The following is a 22,248-nucleotide window of genomic DNA, read 5'->3' on the forward strand; positions in this document are numbered from 1 at the left end:
GGGCGCACAGATGTGCGCCGCACGAACACGGCAAGGAGCGGCCAGCCCCCCGGAAAAGGGGCGGCACACCCCAACTCGTCAGAGCTTTGGCACTTCACGGCGTGATCCCGCTGCCTGAGCGGGAAGCCACTTGGGATCAACCCTTAAGTCGGGAAGATCTGTCCTGAACCTGGGCGTCTCTCGACGTCGTCGGGTCAGTGGCCTGTGTCCGTGAAGACGCCTCACCGAACGAGGTGCCTTTCAAACCTCACCAAGCGTAGCCCCTCCCAGGGAACGCCCAGACCACTTTTACCGAGGATTTACCAGTGGGAGGGCCTGGTCAGTGCGGCCGGGAGCCGGGTGGCGGCATCGCCCTTGGCCGCGTCCAGCTGGGCCTGGAGCAGGAAGAGAGCCCCCGTCAGATCCGCCCCGCGCAGGTCCGCGTCGCGCAGGTCGGCCCCGGTCAGGTCGGCCTCGCGCAGGTCGGCCCCGCCGAGGTCGGCGGCGATCAGGTACGCCCCGCGCAGGTTGGCGCCGCGCAGGTTCGCGCCGCGCAGCTTGGCGCCGATCAGGTCGGCGCCGCGCTGGTTGCGCTTCTTGCCGGGCACCCCGGCGCGGGCCAGCTCGCCGGCCTCCGCGAGCAGCGGGCCCACCTCGGCCCGCAGGGCGGGCACGTCGGCCGCGACGACGGTCTCGGCGTCGGCCAGGCTGAGCTCCCGGATCGCCTCGTACCGGGCGCGCAGCTGCGGGTGCACCTTGCGGGCGGCCGGCAGCTCCAGCGCCTCGGCCAGGTAGCGCAGCAGCTCGTGCAGCTGGCGCACCACCGGGAAGACCTCGAACATCTGCCGGGCCGTCTCCGGCGAGCTGCGCCAGTCGGTGCCGCCGAAGGTGATCTGCGAGACCTTCTGCCCCGCGCCCAGGCAGTCGAAGACCGTGCAGCCGGCGAAGCCGCTGGTGCGCAGCTTGGTGTGGATGCCGCAGCGGAAGTCCTGCTGCAGGTTCTTGCACGGCTGGCCGGCCGACTTGTTCACCGCGAAGTCGGCCGACTTGGCGAAGGGCAGCGCGACGCAGCAGAGGGCGAAGCAGTTCGCGCAGTCGGCGCGCAGCTCAGGGGCGGTGGTCAGCTCGGGCATGACTCCACTGTACGCAGCCGCCGGGCTGCTCCCGGCGGCCCTGGGGCGGGGGCACCACTGGGGGCGCGGGCACTGCGCGATCAGCCGTCCACCTCCGTAGCGGGCTGGTCGCGCAGCGCCCCGCGCCCCCGTTCTGTCTACGCCCCGGCCAAGGGGGCCCGCAGGGCCAGGCGGGCCGGGAGCAGGCTGGCGATCAGGGCGAGCACCAGGCAGACCGCGGTGGCGCCGGCCAGGGTGGACCAGGGGAGGTCGAGGTTCGCGCTCCCGCCGGTGGGCAGGATGCGGTTCTCGATCAGCAGGACCGTCGCGTACTGGGTGACCAGGGTGACGATCAGGCCGAGGGCCGCCGCGGTGGCGACCACCAGGGTGGTCTCGACCGCGACCACCCGCAGCACCTGCCGGCGGGTGCCGCCGGTGAGGCGCAGGGTGGCGAAATCACGGAGGCGGTCACCGGTGGACATCATCATCGTGTTGACGATCGCGATCAGCGCGTAGAGCAGGGCCGGGCCGAGGATCGCCAGCATGGAGATCCAACCGTTCTTCGTGGTCCGCTCGTTGTGGGCGTCGATCCAGGCGCCGCCGGCGGTGATCCGGGCCCCGGCCGGCTGGGCGGGGACCTGGTTCGCGGCCAGGTAGGCGACCGAGACGGCCGACGTGGCGGGGACGGCCGACGTGGTCGGGACGGCCTCGCGGGGGATGACGATCTCCGGCAGGTGCGGCAGCAGGTGGTGCACCTGGGCGACCAGCTTGAGCGGGACGGTGGAGCCGTCGGCCAACCGGGCGTCCAGCACGTCGCCGACCTGCCAGCCGAAGACCCTGGCCATGTCCTCGGAGACCGCGACCGTCCGGCCGTGCAGGTCCGCCAGCGAACCGGCGTCGGTGGCCAGGCTCCAGGCCGAGCGAAGGTCGCCGTCCACCAGCAGGCCGTCCTCGGGGATGGGCAGGTCGGTCGGGCCGGCCACCGGGCGGGGCTGCTCGGGCGTCAGGTGAGTGAGGCTGACCGTGCCGGCCGTGGTCAGCTGCGCACCCGGCAGGCTCCGGAGCGCGGCGAGGGCCTCCGACGGGATCTCCCGGTCGGTCGGCTCGACCACGTACCCGGCCTTGAGCACCGCCCGGCCCTGGGCCGCCATCGCATCGCTGAACGCGACCGTGCCGCCGACCACCGAACCGGCCAGGCCGATCACCAGGAAGACCGGGGTCGCGGTGGAGACGGTGCGGCGGATCGCCGCCAGCGCGTTCTGCCGGGCGATCAGCCCGGCCGCTCCCGGCAGCAGCGGCACCAGCACGGTGAACAGCCGCACCAGCGGCGGCACCAGCACCGGCGCGAGCAGCACGATGCCGAGCACCGCCATGACGTCGAAGAGCAGCGCCCACTGCGGGGTGGTCTCCGGATCGCGGGACTGCGGATCGGCCAGCATCGAGGCGGGCATGTCGATGAAGGTGTGGAGGGTGTAGCCGAAGAGGCCGAGGAAGACCACCACCGCGATCCAACGACCCGCCGGCATCACCTTCTTGTCCACCGCGACCTCGCTCAGCGCCTCCACCGGGCGGACCCGGCCGGCCCGGCGGGAGGCCGCGAACGCACCGAGCAGCGCCACCGCGAGCCCGCCGGCGGCGGCCAGCAGCAGGGGCAGCAGGGCGGGTTCGGCCCGGAAGCCGGCCGGTGCGGCGCCCTGGTCGCGGAGCCAGGCCGCGATGGCGGGGGCCACCACGAGACCGAGCGCGCAGCCGGCCAGCGCCGCCGCCACGGCCACCACCACGGCCTCGCCGAGCACCAGGGCCCGCACCTGCTGGGGCGTGGCGCCGACCGCGCGCAGCATCGCCGTCTCCTGGCGGCGCTGCGCCACGGCGAAGGCGAAGGTGGAGGAGACCACGAAGACCGAGACGAAGCCGGCCATCGCGGCCATGAAGCCGACCAGCTTGTGCAGCGAGGGCGCACCGGGCAGCGAGTCCTCGCCCATCGTGGTGTTGAGCAGCAGCCCGGCCGCCGCCATCACGGCTACGCCGAGCGCCAGTGCGAGGAAGGAGCCGAGGAAGGCCAGCCAGCGCCGCCGGAGGGTCGCGGCGGCGATGGGCAGCAGGAGCCGGAAGCCGTTCACCGGTTCCCTCGCTCGTCCTGTGCGGCCGGCTCGGCCTGTGCGGCGCGCTCGGCCCGGGCGGCCTCCAGGTTGGTCATCCGCTCGGCGACGGTCTGCGGGTCCGGCGCGTCCAGCAGGTCGACCACCTGGCCGTCGGCGAGGAAGAGCACGGTGTCCGCGTAGGAGGCGGCCACCGGGTCGTGGGTGACCATGACAGTGCTCTGGCCCTGCCGGTCGACCAGCGAGCGCAGCAGGGTGAGCACCTCGCGGCTGCTGGTGCTGTCCAGCGCGCCGGTCGGCTCATCGGCGAAGAGCACCCGCGGGGCGGTGATCAGCGCCCGGGCTATCGCCACCCGCTGCTGCTGCCCACCGGAGAGCTGGGAGGGCAGGTGGCCGGTCCGCTCGCCGAGGCCGACCTGGGCCAGCGCCTCCTTCACCTTCGCCGCGTCCGGCTTGCGGCCGGCCAGCCGCAGCGGCAGGCCGACGTTCTGCTCGGCGGTGAGCGCGCCGAGCAGGTTGAAGGACTGGAAGACGAAGCCGAGGCGCTCCCGGCGCAGCTCGGTCAGCGCCTTCTCGTCCAGCGTGCCCAGGTCGATCCCGTCCACCGTCACCGTGCCCGAATCCGGCCGGTCCAGCCCGGCCGCACACTGCAGCAGCGTGGACTTCCCCGACCCGGAGGGCCCCATGACGGCGGTGAAACTGCCCCGCGCGAAGCCGACCGTCACCCCGCCGAGCGCTGTCACGGCGTTCTGGCCGTCGCCGTAGCTGCGGGTGACCTGCTCCAGGCGCACCACGTCGTTCTTGTTCATGATCGACTTCTTATCAGGCAACCCCACGATCGGTCGCACCATTAACGGGCAGGGGCGCCCGCGTGGGTACGGAACGTACGGCCCGCTTCTGCCAGGTATCGCGCAGTTCGCCGCACCCTGCTCGCCCGGTAGCCACCACGGCCAGTCGACACGCTGCCGTCATTTAGATGCCATCTCATTTGGGCGGTTGAGTAGACTCCGGGTGTGCTGATCGTTGAGCGTCTGGTGCCGGACGAGTTGTGGGAGCTGTTCCAGTTGGTGGTGCCGGAAGCTCCGGTACGTCCGCAGGGCGGTGGCCGGAGGCGCCACGGGGACCGCGAGGTGTTGGCGGCGATTGTGTTCGTCGCGACCTCGGGCTGTACCTGGGCCCAGTTGCCGCACTGCTTCGGCCCGTCGGGGCCGACCGCCCACCGGCGCTTCACCGAGTGGAGCAAGGCCAGGGTGTGGGCCAAGCTCCACCGGGTCGTCCTGGACGAACTCGGTAGCCGCGGCGAACTGGACTGGTCGCGGTGCGCGGTCGACTCGGTCAACATGCGGGCCCTGAAAAGGGGGACCTGACAGGCCCGAATCCTGTCGATCGGGGCAAGTACGGGTCAAAGATCCACTTGCTCACCGAACGCACCGGTCTACCCCTCTCCCTCGCGATCTCCGGGGCCAACGTCCACGACAGCCAGGCCCTGATCCCGCTCACCGACGCCATCCCGCCCATCCGCTCCAGGCGCGGCCCCAGACGACGCAGGCCCAGCAAACTGCATGGCGACAAAGCCTACGACCACCGCTTCATCCGCTCCTACCTGCAACGGCGTCAGATCCCGGCTCGCATCGCCCGCCGAGGCATCGACTCCTCCCCAGCGCCTTGGCCGACACCGCTGGGTGATCGAGAGAACCGTCGCCTGGCTGAACGGCTTCCGCCGACTCCACCGCCGATACGAGCGCAAGGGAGACCACTTCGCAGCCTTCGCCAGCATCGCCGCAGCCGTCATCTGCTACCGCTGACTTTCCAAATGAGATGACTTCTTACTGCCGCCAAGACGGCCAGAGACCCCACCGAAGTGATATTCCGGTGGGGCCTCTGCTCATTAAATCTCTATCGGACGGAGCCTCCCATCTCCCAGCAGCGATTCTCACCCCCCTTCAGAAATCCACTCAGACTGGCCTGATGCGCCTGATTTCAATGAGCAGGGAGAACACCAGGGCGAGAACCCGTGGCAGGGTCTCGTCGCCCGTCTGACGGAGGTGGTGCCGGGGGCGAGGGCCTGGGACGCTCACGCGGCGGGTTCACCACCAAGACATCCGATGGCGTTAAGGGTCAAGCAGCGATGACCAGTTCGAGCTTCGGCAGGACTGGGAAGGCCGTGGTCTCGCTGTAGGTCGTGCCGGTGGCCAGGCAGTGGTGGAGGCAGCCCAAGAAGCGGTTGTAGAAGTTGCGCTGGGCAGAGGTGTGGCGGTCGCCCGCGTCTCTCCGTCGGTCGTAGTGGGCCCGGGCGCCGGGTGACGCCCGCAGTGAGCCGAAAGCCGAGACAAAGCCGACGGCTGCGAGTCTCTGGTTCTTGACCCGGCGGACCATGACGGTGCGGCTCTTGCCGGAGGCCCGGGTGACGGGTGCCGATCCAGCGTAGGCCTTGAGCGCCTTGGCATCGGCGAAGCGGGTGCGGTCGTCACCGATCTCGGCGAGCACCCATGCGCCGCTCAGGGCGGCCAGTCCGGGGAAGCTGGTGATGATCGCCGCGTCGGGGTGCTTCTCGAACAGCTCGACCGAGGCCTCGGCGAGCTCGTCCGCGGCCACGCAGGCGGCCTCGAACTTCCCCAGCAGGGCTACGGCCTGGCGCCCCATCGCTCTCTCAACCATCGGGAGCTGGCGCATCTGCGGAACCCGCAGAGCGGCATGCAGACGCTCGACCTCATGGTCGATCCCGCGCTGACGGCCGGCCCGCTTGAGCACGGCCCTCAACTGGGCGCGGGTGAGCCGAGCTGCCTGTTCCGGGGTTGGTGCGGCAACCAGCAGGGTGCGGGCAAGCGGCGCGGCTAGACCGCCCCTGAGGGCCTCGACGGCGGCGAGGTAGCCGGGGAAGTACTCGCGCAGGTGGGAGCGAAGCTTGTTGCCGGCCTGGGTCCGGTCCCAAACTGAGTCTTGCTGGGCGAGGGCCAGAACGGCGATGGCCTGGGCGAGTTCGCTGTCGGCCGGCAGCTGGCGGCGGGCGTCGGCGTCGGTTCGCAGGATGTTCACCAACACCATCGCGTCGAGGGGGTCGAACTTCTTGCGCGAGACGCTGTGCCGCTCGCGGTAGCGGGCTGCGGCCATCAGGTTGACTGGGCCGCTCGCCCGCAGGCAGGCCACCAGCAGGCCGCGGGAAGTCTCGATCACGACCGGTATTCGGTCGTCGGGGCTGTCGCTGTGCTCGACCAGGAGGCCGAGCAGCAGCTGCAGGCCGGCTGCGTCGTCGTCGATCCAGGCCCGCCCGAGGAGCTTGCCATCGCCGTCGACCACCGCGACGTCGTGGTGGTCACTGGCCCAATCGATCCCGCAGAACACCCTTGTGGGCGCTTCCCACGTCCTTTCGACTGATGCACATATTCGCTGGTCAAAGCCTGTGCGGAGGCACGCGACTTCCTAAAGGAAGGGCTCCGGGCCCGTCATCCGATTGGTCGTTCGTGACCCCAGCTGACCGCAGGGGCCTCGGTCTGCGGAGGAGCTCGGAGGCGTCCCGGTGAGGTGTGAGGTGCACCCTGTGGAGGGCTCGGACCACAAGTATTCGGTCAACCGCAGTCTTGGGTGGTGATCGGCCGACACCCGGAGGCCGGCTCTTGGTGAAGGCGCGCCGTGGTCCATCTTGTGGCTCTGACCTGGTGCCGACTGATCACCACCGAAGACAAGCGGACGGGTCTGTGATCCGCTGGCTTCGGTTCCCATTAGGTCCACCTGAGCGCGGACGGCCGCTGCCGCCTGCTGTCCCTGGTCGTCACCGCGGGGCAGCGGGCGGACTGCACGCACTTCGAACCGGTGCTGGAGAAAATCCGCGTCCCGAGGACGGGACCGGGCAGGCCCCGAAGAACGCCCGACAGCCGGGCCGCCCGCCTGCGCAAGGGCTCACGAGGCAGGCGGCCCCCAGGCTTCGACGACGACAGGTACAGGAAGCGGAACACCGTCGAACGGGCCATTAACAAGCTCAAGCACTCGAGGGCGGTCGCCACCCGATACGACAAACGCGGCTGACCGTGCCAGTTGCGCGAGAAGCAGACGAGCCGCACGCGCGCGTGCGGCTCGGGACGTGCGTTAGGAACCAACGGGTGGACTTCGCTGCGATCTGGACGAGCAACGGAAATCCCTTCAACCGACTCGGCGATCGCCCCTCGCCACGACGCCCGACGGCGGCATCCACCTCTCCGGTCTGCCTCGGCATCGGAAAGCCGCCTATATTTCGCCGCTACGATCCCTACGAATACCCGTGGCGCTCACTCCACTCTCTGATCGGCACTGACGGCCCGCCAGAATATCCGGCGGGCCGTCGCAGCAAACAGAATCAGAGCCCGCGTGTCCAAGGCTAGCCATACTCGTGAACAGGTTCACCCCTACACCGAACCAGCGTTTGGCTGGCCATGCAATAGGCGCCAGGAGCTTCGAAGATTCCTCCGAATATTTACACGAGAAGCATGACGAGGACAACAGCCGCAAAGAACACAAAGAATGCCGCCACTAGGCGCATGACAAGGAGCTTAGTGGGCTCGATATCGCCGACATCACGCGACTCCATGCGACGCACGAGCATATCGGCCCATCCCTTGTAATTGAATGAGACCAGCACACCGCCTCCACCAGCAACAATCACCCAGAAGATCAGAAATATATTCCGCGACACGAAGCCTCCCAAAGCATAGAGCTCGTAGAAAATTCATCAGGCTCCAGGCCGGGGTGGAGAATTTTCTCCGCCCCGGCCACATCCTCACCCCAATGTAAACAACCTCTTTGTTATGGTGTTGTCAAATCCGATTCCGGCGCCCACCCCGAGCCCGAGACCAAATCCCGCAGTTGCGGAGCCGACTGAATCCCCTCTCGAGTTCGCCGTTCCGATCGCCTGCTCATACTGCCCATATACCCCCAGGCCATCTCCACCAGCGAAACTCAAGGAAGCCCCCTTGCCTGCTAGCTGGTCGAACCCATCCGCATTGCCGGCGACCCGCCCGACTGCCACAGCCGCCCCGTCTCCACCAACCTGGATACCCGGACTGGCCGTGAGACCAAAATCCACCTTCCCGTCCGGTCGCTTCACGGAAACAAAACAGACAGACCCGCCGACACCCACAGTGACCATCGCGCCACCGCTGACACAGTATCCCGTCGTACTTGTCACGCGCTTGACACTGGCACGTAGGATATCGAGCCCCTCGAGTGCATTTCCAAGGATGTCATTCCGAGCCCGCTCTTGCGCCTTCCTTGCCTCCTCTGCCTCTGCTTTCTTCTTGCGCTTTTCCATCTCCTTCGGGTCCGTGTCGCTGTACATCTTGCTCATGAGATTCAGGAACTGCTCGTCATCTGGGCTGGTGATTCCGAGGATGTGGCATAGGGTTTCACAATCCAAACCACGGTCGCCGCGTTGCGGCCTAGACACGTCCGATTCTGTCCCGTGCGTTCCTATTGCCATTCCGGGGTTCTGCCCGTACCCGCCGCACTCGTCACGAGGACACAAGCCGCTGGGGTCACTCTGGTTGACGGGGTTGTTGTTGCTGTAGGCGTAGCCGTTCCACTGCTGCGGGCTGGCTGCGTCGAGGACGGGGTCGGAGCTGATGAATCGCCCCAAAGCGGGACTGTACTCACGCGCGCCCAGGTTGGTAAGGCCTGTGGTGTCGTCCTGGGTACCGTTGACGAAGCCGTGGTCGCTGGGCCAGGCGCCGAGGACGGGCTGGGTGCCGCGGGACTCACCGAAGGGGGTGGTCATGCGGCGGGTGAGGGCACGGGTGTTGGCGTCGACGGTGTCGGTGGCCGTGCCGTGGGGGTCGGTGTACTGGTAGGAGAGGGTCTCGGTGCCTCCGGTGGGGCTGACGCGGACGGTGGTGGGGGCGGAGCCCATCGTGTAGTAGCGGGTAGCGCTCTTGATGGAGCGGTCGGCGGCGAAGGTCAGCTGGTCCGCGCCGAGGTAGAGCGTGGTGGTCTGGTCGTCGGTGCGGGTCAGCTGGTTGCCAGCCGCGTCGTAGGTGTAGGAAGTGGCGTGGATGCCGGAGGCGTTCCACCGCTGGTTGTAGGCGGTGTTGCACCGCCAGATCGCCAGCGGGGCGCCGACGCCACTGCCGTTGGTGGAGTCCGCGCACAGGCCCGTGCCCGGGTTGAACAACGTGCCGTCCGCGCGGGGCTGCCAGACCTGACTGGCGCTGCCGTCGCAGGCCGCGAGGCGGACGGGGCTCAGGGCCGCTTGGGCTCCGGAGATCGTCGCGCACTTGCCGCCGAGCTGGAACGAGGTGCCCTGGTAGGACCACTGCTGGCCCGCCACCGACGGGTCACAGTTCGCCAGCACCACTTGCTGGTTGGGGTCCGTGCTGGCGGAGGTGCCGTCCCAGCAGGTGTTGGACGGGCTGGTGAGCATGACCGTCGCCACGCCACCGAGCGCCCAGTGCTGGTTGAAGGCGTTGTTGCAACGCCAGACCGCCAGCGGTGCGCCCGGGCCGGTCCCGTCCGTCGAGTCGGCGCACAGACCGGTGCCCGGGTTGTAGAGCGAACCGTCCGGGCGGGACTGCCAGAACTGGCCGGCGCTGCCGTCGCAGTTCGCGAGCCGGACCGGGCTCATGGTGCCCGTGCCGATGACGGCCGCGCACTTGCCGAGGGCCCGCAGGGTGCCCGACTGGTAGCTCCACTGCTGGCCCGCCGAGGACGGGTCACAGAGCGCCAGGATGATCTGCTGGCCGGAGTTGGCGTTGGCCGCCGTGCCGTCCAGGCAGGTCGAGCCACCGCTGGTGACCGCACCCGAGGTGGGCGGGGTGGTGGTGAGGCTGCTGACCTTGCCGGTCGCGTCCCAGGTCAGCTTGGTGTTGGCACCGTTGCTGCCGGCGATCGTGGTCGGCTGGCCGGTCTGGTCGTAACTGTAGGTGCTGGTCGGTCCGGAGCCGGACTTGGCCGTACGGACCTGGTGCGGGGAGGTGCCCGGCGTGCCGGACGGGCTGTACGTCTCGGTGGTGGTGACGTCCTTGGCCGCCGCGCCGGTCACGTCGTGATCGGTCTTGGTGAGGCGGTTGCCCAACTCGTCGTAGGAGTAGGACTGCCAGTAGGGCGCCGTGCCGCCGATCCGCCCCGCCGCCGAACCGGCTGCGGGCGGGTTGCTGTTGACGCACTGTCCGGTGTTGCCCACCGAGGGGCTGGCCGCGATCTGGACGCCGCCGGTGTCGGACCAGGCGTCCGTCAGCCGGCCGAGGTAGTCGTAGGCGTAGCACTGGGTGTCGACACCCGTGGTGCCCTGGACGTTGCGCACACCCGTGATCCGACCTGACAGGTCGTAGGCGTAGGTGGCGTCCTCGGAGAAGGCGGTGGTGTCGTCCTCCTTGGCCATGACCGCCTCCAGGAGGCGACCGGTCGAGGGGTCCCAGTTGTTGGTGACCACCAGCTGGTTGGGGACGGCACCCATGGTGGTGCGCATCGGCTGGCCGAGGTGGGTGTAGTCGACCCAGCTGACCATCCTTGACTTGCCGAACATGGTCATCGGCAGGCCGGAGGCGCTGTAGGTGTACTTCACCGTCTCGGCGCTCAGCGCCCCGGTCGCCGGGTAGTCCGTCGAGTCGAGGGTCTCGGTGATCGGGAGGTAGTGGTTGGTGGTGGTGTAGCTGACCGCCTGCATCGAGGAGGTGGCCACCACGTTGACCGTGGTGGTGGTCGGCTGGTAGCCGGTGCTGTAGCCGCCGACGACGGTCTGCGAGGTGAACTGGGTCGTGTCGGTACCGGTGCCCGGGTACTTCGCCGAGGAGGCGAGCTGGCCCCGCACATTGCTGGTGCCGTCCGGGACGGTGTCGTAGGCCCAGGTGGCGAGCAGGTTGCCGGTGGCCGAATCCAGACGCTGCTGGGTCGGTCGGCCGAGGGCGTCGTAGCCGTGCCAGACGACCTGGCCGCGCGAGTCCTTACTGGTGACCAGCTGGCCGTTGTCGTCGTAGCTGCTCTGACTGGTGCCCGTGTCCGGGTCGGTCGAGACGGTGACCTTGCCCTGCTGGTTGTAGCTCGTGGTCCAGCTGTTGGAGGTGCCACCGGTACCGTGGCGACCGACCGAGTCCGTCTGGGAGACGGAGCGGCCGAGCGCGTCGTAGCGGTAGCTGGTCTTGTCGACGCTGCCGGAGTCACCATCGGTGATGGTGCCGGGCAGGGTCGGCGTGTGCCACTGCCAGAGCTCGGCGGTCTTGCCCCGGGCGTCGAGCAGCGTGGTGGTCGGGTAGGACCCGCTGGGCGGAGTCCGGTCGACCGCGTCGGTACCGCGGTAAGCCGTCGTGGTCACGGCTTGGGCCGTGCCCAGGCCGTACCGCGTGGAGGTGATCTCCCGGCCCATGCCGTCGTAGGTGACCAGCGTCGCGGCGGGCGTGGTCTTGTCCGCCGGGCTGAACACTCCGGAGCCGGGCACACCGGTGCCGTCGAAGTACGGCGCCGACACCTTGTAGGCGTGGCCGACCGAGTCGTAGGCCGTGTCCGAGACGATGCGGGCCCCGGCGGTGCCGTCGGACGGCGTCGCCTGGTCCTGGAAGATCCGCATCATCGAGTCGTAGATCTTGAAGTCGACCGCGTAGGTCTGGTCCAGCTGCAGGGTCTCGGTCTTCACCGTGGACGGCTGGTTGGTCGACACCACGTAGGTGAAGCGGGCACTCGGCGTGCCGGCGTTGCTCGCCTTGGGGTGGGTCGCGGCCCAGCCGGCCGAGATCCGGCCGAGGCTGTCGTAGGTCATGCTGACGGTGCGCTTGTTGGCGTCCACCGTGGAGAGCGGGAGCGCCCGCGCCACGTCCAGCACGGTGTCGGTCTTCCAACCCATCGGGTTGGTGATCTCCACCTGGTACGGCAGGGCCTTGGTGGCCGGGGTGTAGTCGGTCTGGGTCAGTGCACCGAGCGCGTCGGTGACGGACCGGGTCCGGCCGTACTGGTCATAGGTCGTGACGGTCGGCTTGGTCCACACCGCGTTGCCAGCGCCGTCGAACTCCCGGACCGACTGCGAAGCAGTCACGTCACCGGCGTTGGCCGGGTCGATGGTCTGCGGGGTCGGCGAGCCGTAGGAGAACTTGCTGTCGGTCAGGACCGTGGCGGCGGACGCCGCCGTCCCGCAGCCTCCGGCGAGGGTGAGCACCTCGGCGCGGTAGCTCAGCATGTGGCGGTTGGAAGCTGCGGTCGCGTAGGTGGTGCTGGTGCAGGACCTCGGGGTCAGCGTATTGGCCACCGGGTTGCCCGAGCCGTCGACCTCGCCCTTGTCGTCCACCGTGGTGGTGAGACCGGTCGCGGGGTCGTAGGCGGTGTCGGTCTCGGTGATCCGCCAACCGCCCGTGTGGAGCAGTGAGCGGGTACGGGCCACCGAGGTTCCGGTGAAGCGCGCCGTCGGGTTCGGCAGGGCCGGAGTCTCCGTCGGCACCGCACCGGTGGCCGTCGGGCTCGACACCCAGGGGGTGTTGACGGTCTGGCTCACCGGCGAGCCGCCTGCCCCGGTGTAGGTGGTGGTCTGGAACACCATGCCCGCCACGGCGGGGTCGTCGGTGATCTGCTCGCCGAAAGCGTTGGTGAGCTTGCGGATCGGGCGGCTCTGGTCGCCGGTCAGGTCACCGGAGCGACCCTGGAAGTACTCGGTGGCGCTCTGGGTCACCGGTGCGCCGACCGGACCGACCCGGGTGATGATCTTCGAGAAGCCGCCGAACCGGTCCCAGGTGCGCTGGTTGACCGGAGTGAACGGGTTGTCGTTGTGCAGCCAGGCCGGCTTGCCCTGGCTGTAGTCGAAGGTGGTGGTCTTCGGCGCCGGGGTCGGCTGGAGGCCGGACTGGTCGGACTCGTCGACCTGGGTCACCGGGTACTTGTAGAACCAGTCGAGGATCGGAGCGTCGTAGCCGGTCGGCGTCCACCGCACCGGGTAGCAGAGCTGGTCGTCGTTCGACTCAGCGGGCAGCGCGGCCCGGTTGCACGGATTGTCCTGCGCGTAGGTGACGGTGATCGACTCACCGGATTCGGTGGTCAGCCCGCCCAGGCGGTACCGGTTGAGCGGCAGCACGTTGCTGGGGCTGATCGAGCCGGCGACCCGGTTCGGCTTCGGCTGCTTGCTGGTGAAGGTCACCGGCGGCAGCGGCGGAGCACCGGGCCCACCACCACCGGTGTCGGTGCCGGTCCGCTGGATCTGGTCGAGCCAGAGGGCCGGGCTGGTGGTGTCGTGCGGGTCCGGGTAGGAGTGCGAGAGGTTGTACGTGTCCACCGGGCGGTAGGCACTGGTGGCGGAGTCGTACACCTCGGTCTTGATGCTCGACAGCCGCTTCGTCGTCCAGAAGCTCGGCCCGTAGTTGGAGCAGCTGGAGGAGTCGCAGTTCTGGTCGTACGGCACGTCCTGCCAGTGCGCGGCCGTGGCGCTGGAGAGCGTCGCGGTGCTGCAGTCGATCGTGTCCGTGTGCGTGGTGTCGGTGTTGACCGTGTTGGCACAGCGCTCGGCCGAGGTGAAGGTGACGCGGGCGGCCGGAGTGCCCGGGTAGTCGGCGACCTGCTGGCCGTACGTGATCTGCTGGAGCGACCCGCTGCGGACGTACTGCTTCAGCACGTGGAACGGGCCCACGGCGTAGTAGTTGGTCTCGGGCTGGTAGCTGAAGGCCGTCACGTTGTTGTGGGTGTCCACGACGAAGTCGAGGTTCCACCGCCAGCCGACGTTGCTGCCGCAGCGCGAGTTGGCGAAGGTCGTGTCGTTGCAGGGCTCACCCGGATCGTTCCCATAGACCGGGACGCCCCAGGCCGACTGGGTGGAGCTGTCCGCGGTGGTGAACCCGTTGCCGGTCGGCAGGTGGGTGGCTCCGAAGTAGTACTGGACGCCCTTCTGGTCCGTCAGACGGAAGTACTCACCACCCTCGAGGCCGTTCGGGGCTCCGCCGAGCAGCTCGATCTTCGAGCCGTCGTCGTTGGCCAGGTGGAGGGCACCGGAGCCGGAGTCCTTGATCACGTCGCCGGAGTGGCTGCCGAGCGACACGGACAGGTGCTCGTCGGGCTTGCCGACGAAGCACTGGTCGTAGTCGCCCTTCTGACCGTCCTGGTCACAGGAGCGGAACGACCGCTCGATGTAGCCACCCGCTGCGAGCTCCCAGCCGTCACCGACCTGTGATGCCTGCGGGGAGGTGGCAGAGGTCCGCCCGTCCACGGTGGCGGAGTTGTAGCTCAGTACGACGGACGGTGCAGCACCACCCACAGCTGGTGGAACCTTGATGTCATACGACCAAGTGAACGAACCGGAGTTGTTGACAGCCCACTTGGACGACGGCGACAACGATGTCACCGCGAAGGAGCCAGAGCCACTGCCAGCGCTGGTGGCGCCGCTGGGTGCCGTGGCCGCCAGAACCAGCGGCCCAGGAGTCGAGGCAGCGGCTACCGCGCGAGACTGCACGGCGGCGCCACCGGATGTCGGAGCCGCGGCCGTGGGCAGGTCGACATCGGCCACCAGGCGCTTGCCGACCGCGTCGTTGGCCGAGGAAGCCACCGGGGTGGTGGTGCGGCACTGCGCCTGGTCCGGCGTGGTGAGCGCACAGGCCGGGAGCTGGACGAGCTGGAGCCGGCTGCCCCAGTTGGCACCGTAGGCGTCCTTGAAGGCCGAGTAGTCCAGCTCGAGCGAGACTCGTCCGCCGCTGCTGTCCGACGGGGTCACGGTGAAGACCGGCCCTCTGACGCCTGCCTGCTCACCCCTGGCCCGGTCCAGCATGGCCACCTGGACGGAGGCCGGAGTGGCTGCCGCTGGTGCCGCCAAGGCGCTCTTCTGTCCGGTCTTCGCGGGTAGCAGACCCGCAGTCAGGCTGCCGGACGGGCCGATCTTCAGGGCCGTACCCGGCACCTTGACCGCAGCGGGCGCTGCCTTGCCCGCCACAGAGCTCGTGCGGGGGGCGGCTCCGCCGCCCGAGCCGACGGTGACCTTCACCGACGCCGCGGCCGGCCAGCCGACCGCCTGGGCCTTGGAGTTGGTGAGACGGTCCGGTGAGGCTGCGCGGGCCGGAAGGGCCTGGTTCACACCCGGCACCGCCGACTGTGCGGGCAGTGGGCCCGGGGACCAGAGGTCGGTCGGACGAGTGGCGGCCGCGAACGCGGGGGTGGCGACCGATGATGCGATCAGCGCCATGGCCAACCCTGCGGCGAACCTCCCACCCCAGGATCCGACTCTGTTATTCGACTGTTTCAAAACTCCCCCACAATAGGTTCCAGCATTGCAGACATCGACGCTACCTGGGGGCAACGACAGCGTTTCTCGATCTCTCGAGAGAAGCATGCGAAACGTTCTCGTATCGTGACCACATCGGCATTGTCCCATCCGAATTGCCCCCATATGGATCCATCCAGCACAGTCCGACCCGATATTCCTGACAGTGGCACAGAAATCCCGATTGACAGCCGACTTGACCTGCAGTGTTTCTGATATCCCTTTACTACGAGGCCCGGAGACTGGCTAAATTTCCCCCGTAGCCATCCCCTTCGGACGGGACGTCATGAAGATCAGATCAGCCAGCGTCACAATTGCCATTTCCCTGATATCGACCCTGGTGGCCACTCAGGCCGCACACGCGGACACGAACCGACCGGCCGACCGGTCTGCAGTCAATGTCGCCGCCGCCACGGATGCCGCCGTCGCAAAGGCGCGTAATTCCGGCAAGCCAGTCGACATCCCCGAGGCCACCGACGCCTACAAGACCGTCGCCGCGCTCCCCGACGGGCGGCTCACCGCGACCATGTCGGCCACCCCGCAGCGCGCGTCGAAGAACGGCAAGTGGGTGCCGATCGACACCACCCTGCGCAAGAACCAGGACGGCACGTTCTCGTCCGCCGCGACCGTCAACCCGCTGAGCATCTCGGGTGGTGGCAAGGGCCCGCTCTACACACTCAACAACGGCGGCCGTCACCTCTCCGTAAGCTGGCCGACGGCCCTGCCGACCCCCGAGGTCAGCGGTGGTAGCGCCACCTACCGCGAGGTGCTGCCCGGAACGGACCTCAAGCTCGTCGCGGGCCCCGAGGGCGGGGTCTCGGAGCTGCTCGTGGTCAAGACCCCCGAGGCCGCGCGGAACCCCGCGCTGTCGGAGCTGAGCCTCAAGCTGGACACCAGCCCCGGGCTCACCGCCACCACCGACCCGGCGAACGGCCCGCAGATTGTCGGCCCCGACGGCACTCCGGTGTTCCGTTCACCTGCTGCCACCATGTGGAGCGCCGGTCAGACCGCGCCCGCCGCGAGCCCGTCCCTGGCCGCACGGCAGGCGCCGGCGGAGGCCCCGGCCGCCTCGGACGCCCCGCTCCCCACCGCCAAGGTCGGCAAGGTGGCCACCACCCTGGACGGTCACGGGCACATCAAGCTCACGCCGGACCAGCGGCTGCTCACCGACCCCACGGTCAAGTTCCCGCTGACCATCGACCCGCCGTGGGTGCCGTGGAGCGCGAACAGCAACGCGTGGACGATCATCGACAGTGCGTTCCCGGACCAGAACTACCTCAACGGGAACATGAACCCCGAGGACCCGGGAGTCGGCTACCAGGGCTGGCAGGCTCCGTTTTCCAAGCGCGAGGCGCTCTACCAGTTCTCCGTGGGCTGGCTCGGTTCAAGCCACGTGTACCGCGCGGCGCTGAACACCACCCAGACCACGTCCGCCGACTCCAGTTGCACCCAGTACCCCATCTCGGTGGACAGCACCAAGGTGATCAACACCGGCACCACCTGGCACAACGACCCTGCCGTGCTCGCCCACCAGGACAGCCAGCCCGTCGGCGGCACCGGGTGTGGAGCCGGCACCGTCTCGTTCAACGTCCTCCAAGCCGTCCAGAACGACGGCGGAGCGGGTGACGACCAGGCGGGGACAGTCACCTTCCTGCTCTCCGGTGACGAATCCGACACCGCCCGCAACGGCTGGAAGCGCTTCGCGAAGACGGCTTCCCTCACCGTGACCTACAACCGGGTGCCCAACGCCCCCACCTCCACCGTCGTCTCCCCTGCCCCGGTGAACGGCAACGCCGCCGACCCGCAGGGATGCAACCAGAACGGCGGCTACGGCTGGTACGGCAAGATCGTCGGTAACCTGACGTTCTCCGCGAAGGTCTCCGACCCCGACGGGGGCGCCCAGAACGTCAGCGCGCAGTTCGGCGTCAACGACAACACCACCGGCCGCGACGTGGTCACTCTCGGCAGTTCCGGCTCCACCGGCAACAGCGTGTCCGGCGGCGGCGGTACCAGCAGCATCGCCGTCCCCGGGTCGTCCTTCACCGACGGGCACCTGTACTCCTGGCGAGCCAAGACCACGGACACCATCGACGTCTCCGCCCAGTCGCCGAACTGCCACTTCTACCTCGACACGACGGCCCCGAACAGCCCGACGGCAAGCACGCCGAACGGCATCCAGACCGTCGGCAAGCCCACCACCATCCGCCTAACAGGGGCGGGCGACCCGGCCCCCACCGGCGGTGCGGCCAGCGGGGTCAGCTACTTTATCTACACCACCAGTGGTGACGCCTCCGACCTGACCGGCGGCCGGGGTACCAAGCTCGCCCCCGGGAACTCCGACTTTACGATCCAAGGCAACACCTGGGGGGCGAACACCGTCTGGTTCGCCGCTGTGGACCGGGCCGGGAACATGAGTGCCCCCGCCAGCTTCACCGTCAACGTCCCGGACGACCTGAGCTCCAACGTCTACCCCGGCGACATCAATGGGCTCTCCGACGCCAACGGGCTCAAGCACCCGGACATGCTGGCCGTGGACAACAACGGCGGCCTGCGGCTCTACGACATCACCCAGGACTCCAGCGCTTCCGGGTACGCCGCCAGCAACATCGACTCCCCCAATGGCGTCGACTGGAGCAACACCTACCTGGCGCACCGGGGCAGCTACAGCGGTAACCGCTTCGACGACCTCTTCGCGATGCACAAGGGTGCCGGCCAGCTCTACCTGTACGTCAACCAGTCGACCCAGGGTGCCTTCAACCCGGCGACGGACAAGTATTTCGCTACGGCAAACACCGGACGGCTCCCGGTCCTGCGTCCGACGTGCGATGCCGGCGACTGCACCGGTTACAGCGACACCTGGGCGAGCGTCACCCAGTTGCTCGTCCCCGGTGACCTGACCGGGGATGGCATCCCCGACCTGCTGACCTACGAGACGTACAACGGGGTCCGCGCTCTCTGGCTGTACCCGGGCAACTTCGGCGGAGGTGCGCTCGGCTCCCCGCAGAAGGTCGCCACCACGCTGAGCGGCGGCACCGCCGCCGCGCTGAACGACGGCATGTTGATGGCGCCGGGCGACGTCAGCAATGACGGCATCCCGGACCTGTGGTTCCGTTCCAAGGCCAGTGGCGCGATCTACCAGTTCACCACCGCCCGCAACGGCTCCACCATTACGTTCACCAACGACACCAGGATCGGCGAGCTGGACCCGACGTCCTCCCCGCTGGTCACCTCGCTCGGTGACATCAACGGGACGACCCCGTCCTTCGCCGACCTGTTCGCGACCAACACGGACGGCAAGCTCTACTTCTGGCTCGGCCAGCAGCCCACTGCCAGTGACTACCACGCCTTCGGCAACTCCATCGTCAGGGGCCTCAGCGGCTGGAACTCCATCGTCAACATCGAAGGAAACATGGTCTCCTGACCTGATCCACCCGAGCTGACGCTCCGATGGCCCCGTCTCCGATCCGGAGGCGGGGCCATCGCGCGTCTCCGCGACCTGGGGCCCCTGAACACGCGAGACCGCCGTGCTCAGGCCTCCAGGGCCAGTGCGCCCGCCAGGGCTGCGAAGGCTGCTGCGAAGCCGCGGCGCAGACCGTTGGTGACGCGGGGGCTGGCGGCGATGCGGTCGCGGAAGGCGGCGAAGCGGCCGTAGGCGGTGAAGGCCAGGAAGGTGAGCAGCATGAAGACGCCGCTCAGCTCGGTCATCTTCAGCCAGGCCGTCGGGGTGCCGGCCGGGACGAACTGGGGGAGGAAGGCGAAGAAGAAGACGGTCAGCTTGGGGTTGAGGATGTTGATCAGGACGCCCTTGGTGATCACCTGGCGAGCCGGGCGCGGGGCCGTGTCCTGCTCGGTGACGGTGAGCGCGGTGCGGTCGCGCAGGGTGCTCCAGGCCATGTACAGCAGGTAGCAGACCCCGGCGTACTTGAGCGTCTGGAAGGCTGCCGCACTCGCGTTCAGCAGCGCCGCGAGGCCCGTGACGGCGGCCACCAGGTGCGGGAGGATGCCGAGGGTGCAGCCGAGGGCCGCCACCGTGCTCGCCCGCGCGCCCCGGGCCAGCCCGGCGGCCACCGTGTAGAGCGCGCCGGTGCCCGGCGTCACCACGATCACCATGGACGTCAGCAGGAACTCGACCGTCATCTCGTCTCCCCCGTACGGCAACCCGTGCCCCCGGCACCCGGTGCAACTAGAGTGAGCGGCATGTTCGTCAAGGTGTGCGGGGTACGGACGGCAGCGGACGTCGAGGCGGTGGTCGCGGCCGGAGCCGACGCGGTCGGGTTCGTGCTGACCGCGAGCGTGCGGCGGGTCGAGGCCGAGTGGGCGCGCGAGTTGGCCGCCGCCGTGCCGCCGGGCGTGCTCACCGTCGGGGTGGCGGCCGGGGTGCCGGCCGCCGAGGCGGCCCGGCTGGCCCTGGTGGCCGGGGTGCAGGCGCTCCAGCTGCACGGCGACTACCCGCGCGAGGCCTTCGCCGAACTGGCCGACCAGCCATTCCGGTTGATCCGTGCCACCGCCCTGACCGGGACCACCGAGCTCACCACCGGCGCCTACGGCGAGGACTACCTGCTGCTCGACTCCCCGGTGGCCGGCTCCGGCGAGCGCTGGGACCTCACCCCGCTCGCCCGCACCGCCCCCACCGGCCCCTGGCTGCTGGCCGGTGGCCTCACCCCGGCCAACGTGACCGCCGCGATCACGGCCGCCCACCCCTGGGGCGTGGACGTCTCCAGCGGCGTCGAGGCCACCCGGGGCGTCAAGGACCACGCCCTGATCCACGAGTTCGTGGCCAAGGCCAAGGCCGCCTGAGCGAGTAGCGGGCCTCCCCCGGCAGGGCGGCCGGGCCGGCCGCCACGTCCTGCGCGAACCGCCGGCCCGGGCGGCCGGCCACCCCCTCGTGCGCAGGTCCTGCACGGCCTGGGAACCCCCCGTGCCCGTGGCCCCGGTGACCACGATCACGGCTTGAACTCCCCTCGACAAACCCTTGGCGGTACCCGACTGTCCGCCAAACGGACGATGCCAGTGGCACGATGGACGATCAAGATCGGTGTGCCGCAGGGCCCATCAGCCCGGCTCATCGATCCCAGCCACGGAACACCACCACCGGCAAACGGGGAGAAGGTCGTTGGACCTGACCGAGATCGAGACCTTTCTCATCCTCAGCGAGGAACTGCACTTCGGCCGGACCGCCGAACGCTTACACCTCTCGCAGTCCCGGGTCAGCCAGCTGATCCGGACGCTCGAACACCGCATCGGCGCACCGCTGTTCACCCGCACCAGCCGGCGGGTGGCGCTGACCCCGCTGGGCGAACACGCCCGCCGCGGCCTCGGCGCGGCCTACGAGGGCCTGCGGGCCAGCTTCGAGGAGGCCTGCGCCACGGCGCGCGGGGTGGTCGGCACCCTGCGGGTCGGCTTCCTGGGCTGCCTGGGCGGGCCGCCGCTCGCGGACGCCGTCTCGGCCTTCGGAAAACGGCACCCGGCCTGCGAGTTGAGCGTGCACGAGGTCACCTGGACGGATCCGTACGGGCCGCTGCGGGAGGGGCAGATCGACGTGCTGCTGACCCTGCTGCCGGTGGACGAACCGGATCTGCGGGTCGGCCCGGTGCTCGCCTCGCACGAGCGGGTGCTGGCCGTCGGCACCGAGCACCCGCTGGCCGGGCGCACCGGGGTGGACGTGGAGGAGCTGGTCGACTGGCCGCTGCTCGACGGCCCGACCGAACTCCCGGAGGCCACCAGGCTCGACCTGTTCCCGGCCTTCACCCCGCTGGGCCGCCCGCTCAGCCGGCGGTCGGGCGGGCGCACCTACCAGGAGGCGTTCCACCGGGTGGCCGCGGGCGAGTTGGTCTGGGCGACGCACGCGAGCCTGTTCCGGCTCTACCGGCATCCGGGGGTCACCCACCGCCCGCTCACCGGCCTGGCTCCGGCCAACGCCGCACTGGTCTGGCCGAGCGCGGGCGAGAACGCCAAGATCCGCGCCTTCAGCGCACTCGCCGCCCAACTGGCGGACGACTGAAGGATGCTGGGGGAATGACCGAGGGCGCCCCAGGGGGGATCGATCCCCCCCTGGGGCGCCGTGGGCTCGACCGGGCCGGTGAGCGCGGGAGCGGCCGCCGCCCACCCCGGCCCGGAAGGTGTCGCGGTGTCAGCTGAAGTCGAGGGACCCGGTGCGGGTGCGCTTCAGCTCGAAGAAGTACGGGTAGCGGGCGAGGGCCAGGGCGCCGTCGAAGATCTTGACGGCCTCCTCGCCGCGCGGGATCTTGCTGAGCACCGGGCCGAAGAAGGCGACCCCGTCGAGGTGGATGGTCGGCGTGCCGACGTCCTCGCCCACCGGGTCCATCCCCTCGTGGTGGCTGCGGCGGATCTCGGCGTCGTGCTCGGTGCTCTCCGCCGCCTCGAGGAGGGACTCGGGCAGCTCCAGGGCGGCCAGCGCCTCCCGGGCCACCTCCAGGTAGTCCTTGTTGCCCCCCGGGTGGATCCGGGTGCCGAGCTCGGTGTACAGGTCGCGGAGGACCGCGTCGCCCCGCAGCTGCCGGGCGGCCGCCACCACTCGGATCAGGCCGAGCGACTTGTCGACCAACTCGCGGTACCAGTCCGGCAGTTCGCGGTTCTCGTTGAGCACGTACAGGCTCATGACGCGGAAGTTAACGTCGATCTCGCGGAGCGCCTCGACCTCCAGGATCCACCGCGAGGTGATCCAGGCGAACGGGCAGACCGGGTCGAAGTAAAAGTCGACCCTCGGCCGGCCCTCGGCGGTCGTGGCGAGTGTGGCGTTCTCGGTCATGCGGTCTCTCCAAGAGGCGTTCTCGTGCCCGTTCACGGCGGGCCCGGCGAGCCCCCCGACGGCCGGAGGATCGGGCGGAACTCCGATCGTGCGGCCGTCGGTGAGTCTAAT

Annotated in this window: 10 protein-coding genes, 1 pseudogene and 1 riboswitch; of the genes and pseudogenes, 4 read left to right on the forward strand and 7 right to left on the reverse strand. The window is 69.3% G+C overall.

What is annotated here, in order from left to right:
* Nucleotides 1-62 precede the first annotated feature (62 nt).
* Nucleotides 63-240, reverse strand: a riboswitch (M-box (ykoK) riboswitch).
* Between the two features lie 59 nt (nt 241-299).
* From CFP65_RS17105 to CFP65_RS17115, 3 genes are all read right to left on the reverse strand, one after another.
* Complete coding sequence (locus CFP65_RS17105) at nt 300-1,112, reverse strand: pentapeptide repeat-containing protein (RefSeq protein ID WP_104816916.1); 813 nt, start codon at nt 1,110-1,112, stop codon at nt 300-302.
* 137 nt (nt 1,113-1,249) lie between these two features.
* Entirely contained in the window at nt 1,250-3,211 is a 1,962-nt protein-coding gene (locus CFP65_RS17110; protein ID WP_104816917.1) for an ABC transporter permease, read from the reverse strand.
* Entirely contained in the window at nt 3,208-3,999 is a 792-nt protein-coding gene (locus CFP65_RS17115; protein ID WP_104816918.1) for an ABC transporter ATP-binding protein, read from the reverse strand. Before CFP65_RS17115 ends, CFP65_RS17110 begins: the two co-directional genes overlap by 4 nt.
* Before the next feature lie 210 nt (nt 4,000-4,209).
* Here CFP65_RS17115 and CFP65_RS17120 point away from each other — a divergent pair.
* Nucleotides 4,210-4,995: pseudogene (locus CFP65_RS17120) on the forward strand (IS5 family transposase).
* A gap of 313 nt (nt 4,996-5,308) precedes the next feature.
* Here CFP65_RS17120 and CFP65_RS17125 read toward each other — a convergent pair.
* Together CFP65_RS17125 and CFP65_RS17135 are read right to left on the reverse strand one after the other, a co-directional pair.
* On the reverse strand, nt 5,309-6,574 hold the full coding sequence (locus tag CFP65_RS17125) for a transposase (protein WP_104816919.1): 1,266 nt from the start codon (nt 6,572-6,574) through the stop codon (nt 5,309-5,311).
* A gap of 1,366 nt (nt 6,575-7,940) precedes the next feature.
* Nucleotides 7,941-15,290, reverse strand: a complete 7,350-nt coding sequence (locus CFP65_RS17135; RefSeq protein WP_104816921.1) for a ricin-type beta-trefoil lectin domain protein — start codon at nt 15,288-15,290, stop codon at nt 7,941-7,943.
* 418 nt (nt 15,291-15,708) lie between these two features.
* On the opposite strand from CFP65_RS17135, the gene CFP65_RS17140 reads away from it, so the two are divergent.
* Nucleotides 15,709-18,789, forward strand: coding sequence for a VCBS repeat-containing protein (locus CFP65_RS17140; protein ID WP_104816922.1), 3,081 nt, complete (start codon nt 15,709-15,711; stop codon nt 18,787-18,789).
* A gap of 107 nt (nt 18,790-18,896) precedes the next feature.
* Here CFP65_RS17140 and CFP65_RS17145 read toward each other — a convergent pair whose 3' ends face one another.
* The gene (locus CFP65_RS17145) at nt 18,897-19,505 is read right to left on the reverse strand and encodes a LysE family translocator (protein WP_104816923.1); all 609 of its coding nucleotides are present in this window, start codon (nt 19,503-19,505) and stop codon (nt 18,897-18,899) included.
* Between the two features lie 60 nt (nt 19,506-19,565).
* Here CFP65_RS17145 and CFP65_RS17150 point away from each other — a divergent pair, with 60 nt between their 5' ends.
* On the forward strand, nt 19,566-20,165 hold the full coding sequence (locus tag CFP65_RS17150; protein WP_104816924.1) for a phosphoribosylanthranilate isomerase: 600 nt from the start codon (nt 19,566-19,568) through the stop codon (nt 20,163-20,165).
* A 316-nt stretch (nt 20,166-20,481) separates the two neighbouring features.
* Nucleotides 20,482-21,369 carry a LysR family transcriptional regulator gene (locus tag CFP65_RS17155; RefSeq protein ID WP_174805545.1) on the forward strand — a complete coding sequence of 296 codons (888 nt, stop codon included), beginning with the start codon at nt 20,482-20,484 and terminating at the stop codon, nt 21,367-21,369.
* 129 nt (nt 21,370-21,498) lie between these two features.
* Here CFP65_RS17155 and CFP65_RS17160 read toward each other — a convergent pair whose 3' ends face one another.
* The gene (locus tag CFP65_RS17160; RefSeq protein WP_104816925.1) at nt 21,499-22,137 is read right to left on the reverse strand and encodes a disulfide bond formation protein DsbA; all 639 of its coding nucleotides are present in this window, start codon (nt 22,135-22,137) and stop codon (nt 21,499-21,501) included.
* Nucleotides 22,138-22,248: the final 111 nt, after the last annotated feature.

The sequence above is a fragment of the Kitasatospora sp. MMS16-BH015 genome (assembly GCF_002943525.1).
In the GTDB taxonomy this organism is placed as follows: Bacteria; Actinomycetota; Actinomycetes; order Streptomycetales; family Streptomycetaceae; genus Kitasatospora.

Coding starts and splice junctions, on each gene's coding strand:
- CFP65_RS17105 (WP_104816916.1), bottom strand. CDS start 1,112: ATGCCCGAGCTGACCACCGCCCCTGAGCTGCGCGCCGACTGCGCGAAC.
- CFP65_RS17115 (WP_104816918.1), bottom strand. CDS start 3,999: ATGAACAAGAACGACGTGGTGCGCCTGGAGCAGGTCACCCGCAGCTAC.
- CFP65_RS17135 (WP_104816921.1), bottom strand. CDS start 15,290: ATGGCGCTGATCGCATCATCGGTCGCCACCCCCGCGTTCGCGGCCGCC.
- CFP65_RS17145 (WP_104816923.1), bottom strand. CDS start 19,505: ATGACGGTCGAGTTCCTGCTGACGTCCATGGTGATCGTGGTGACGCCG.
- CFP65_RS17150 (WP_104816924.1), top strand. CDS start 19,566: ATGTTCGTCAAGGTGTGCGGGGTACGGACGGCAGCGGACGTCGAGGCG.
- CFP65_RS17160 (WP_104816925.1), bottom strand. CDS start 22,137: ATGACCGAGAACGCCACACTCGCCACGACCGCCGAGGGCCGGCCGAGG.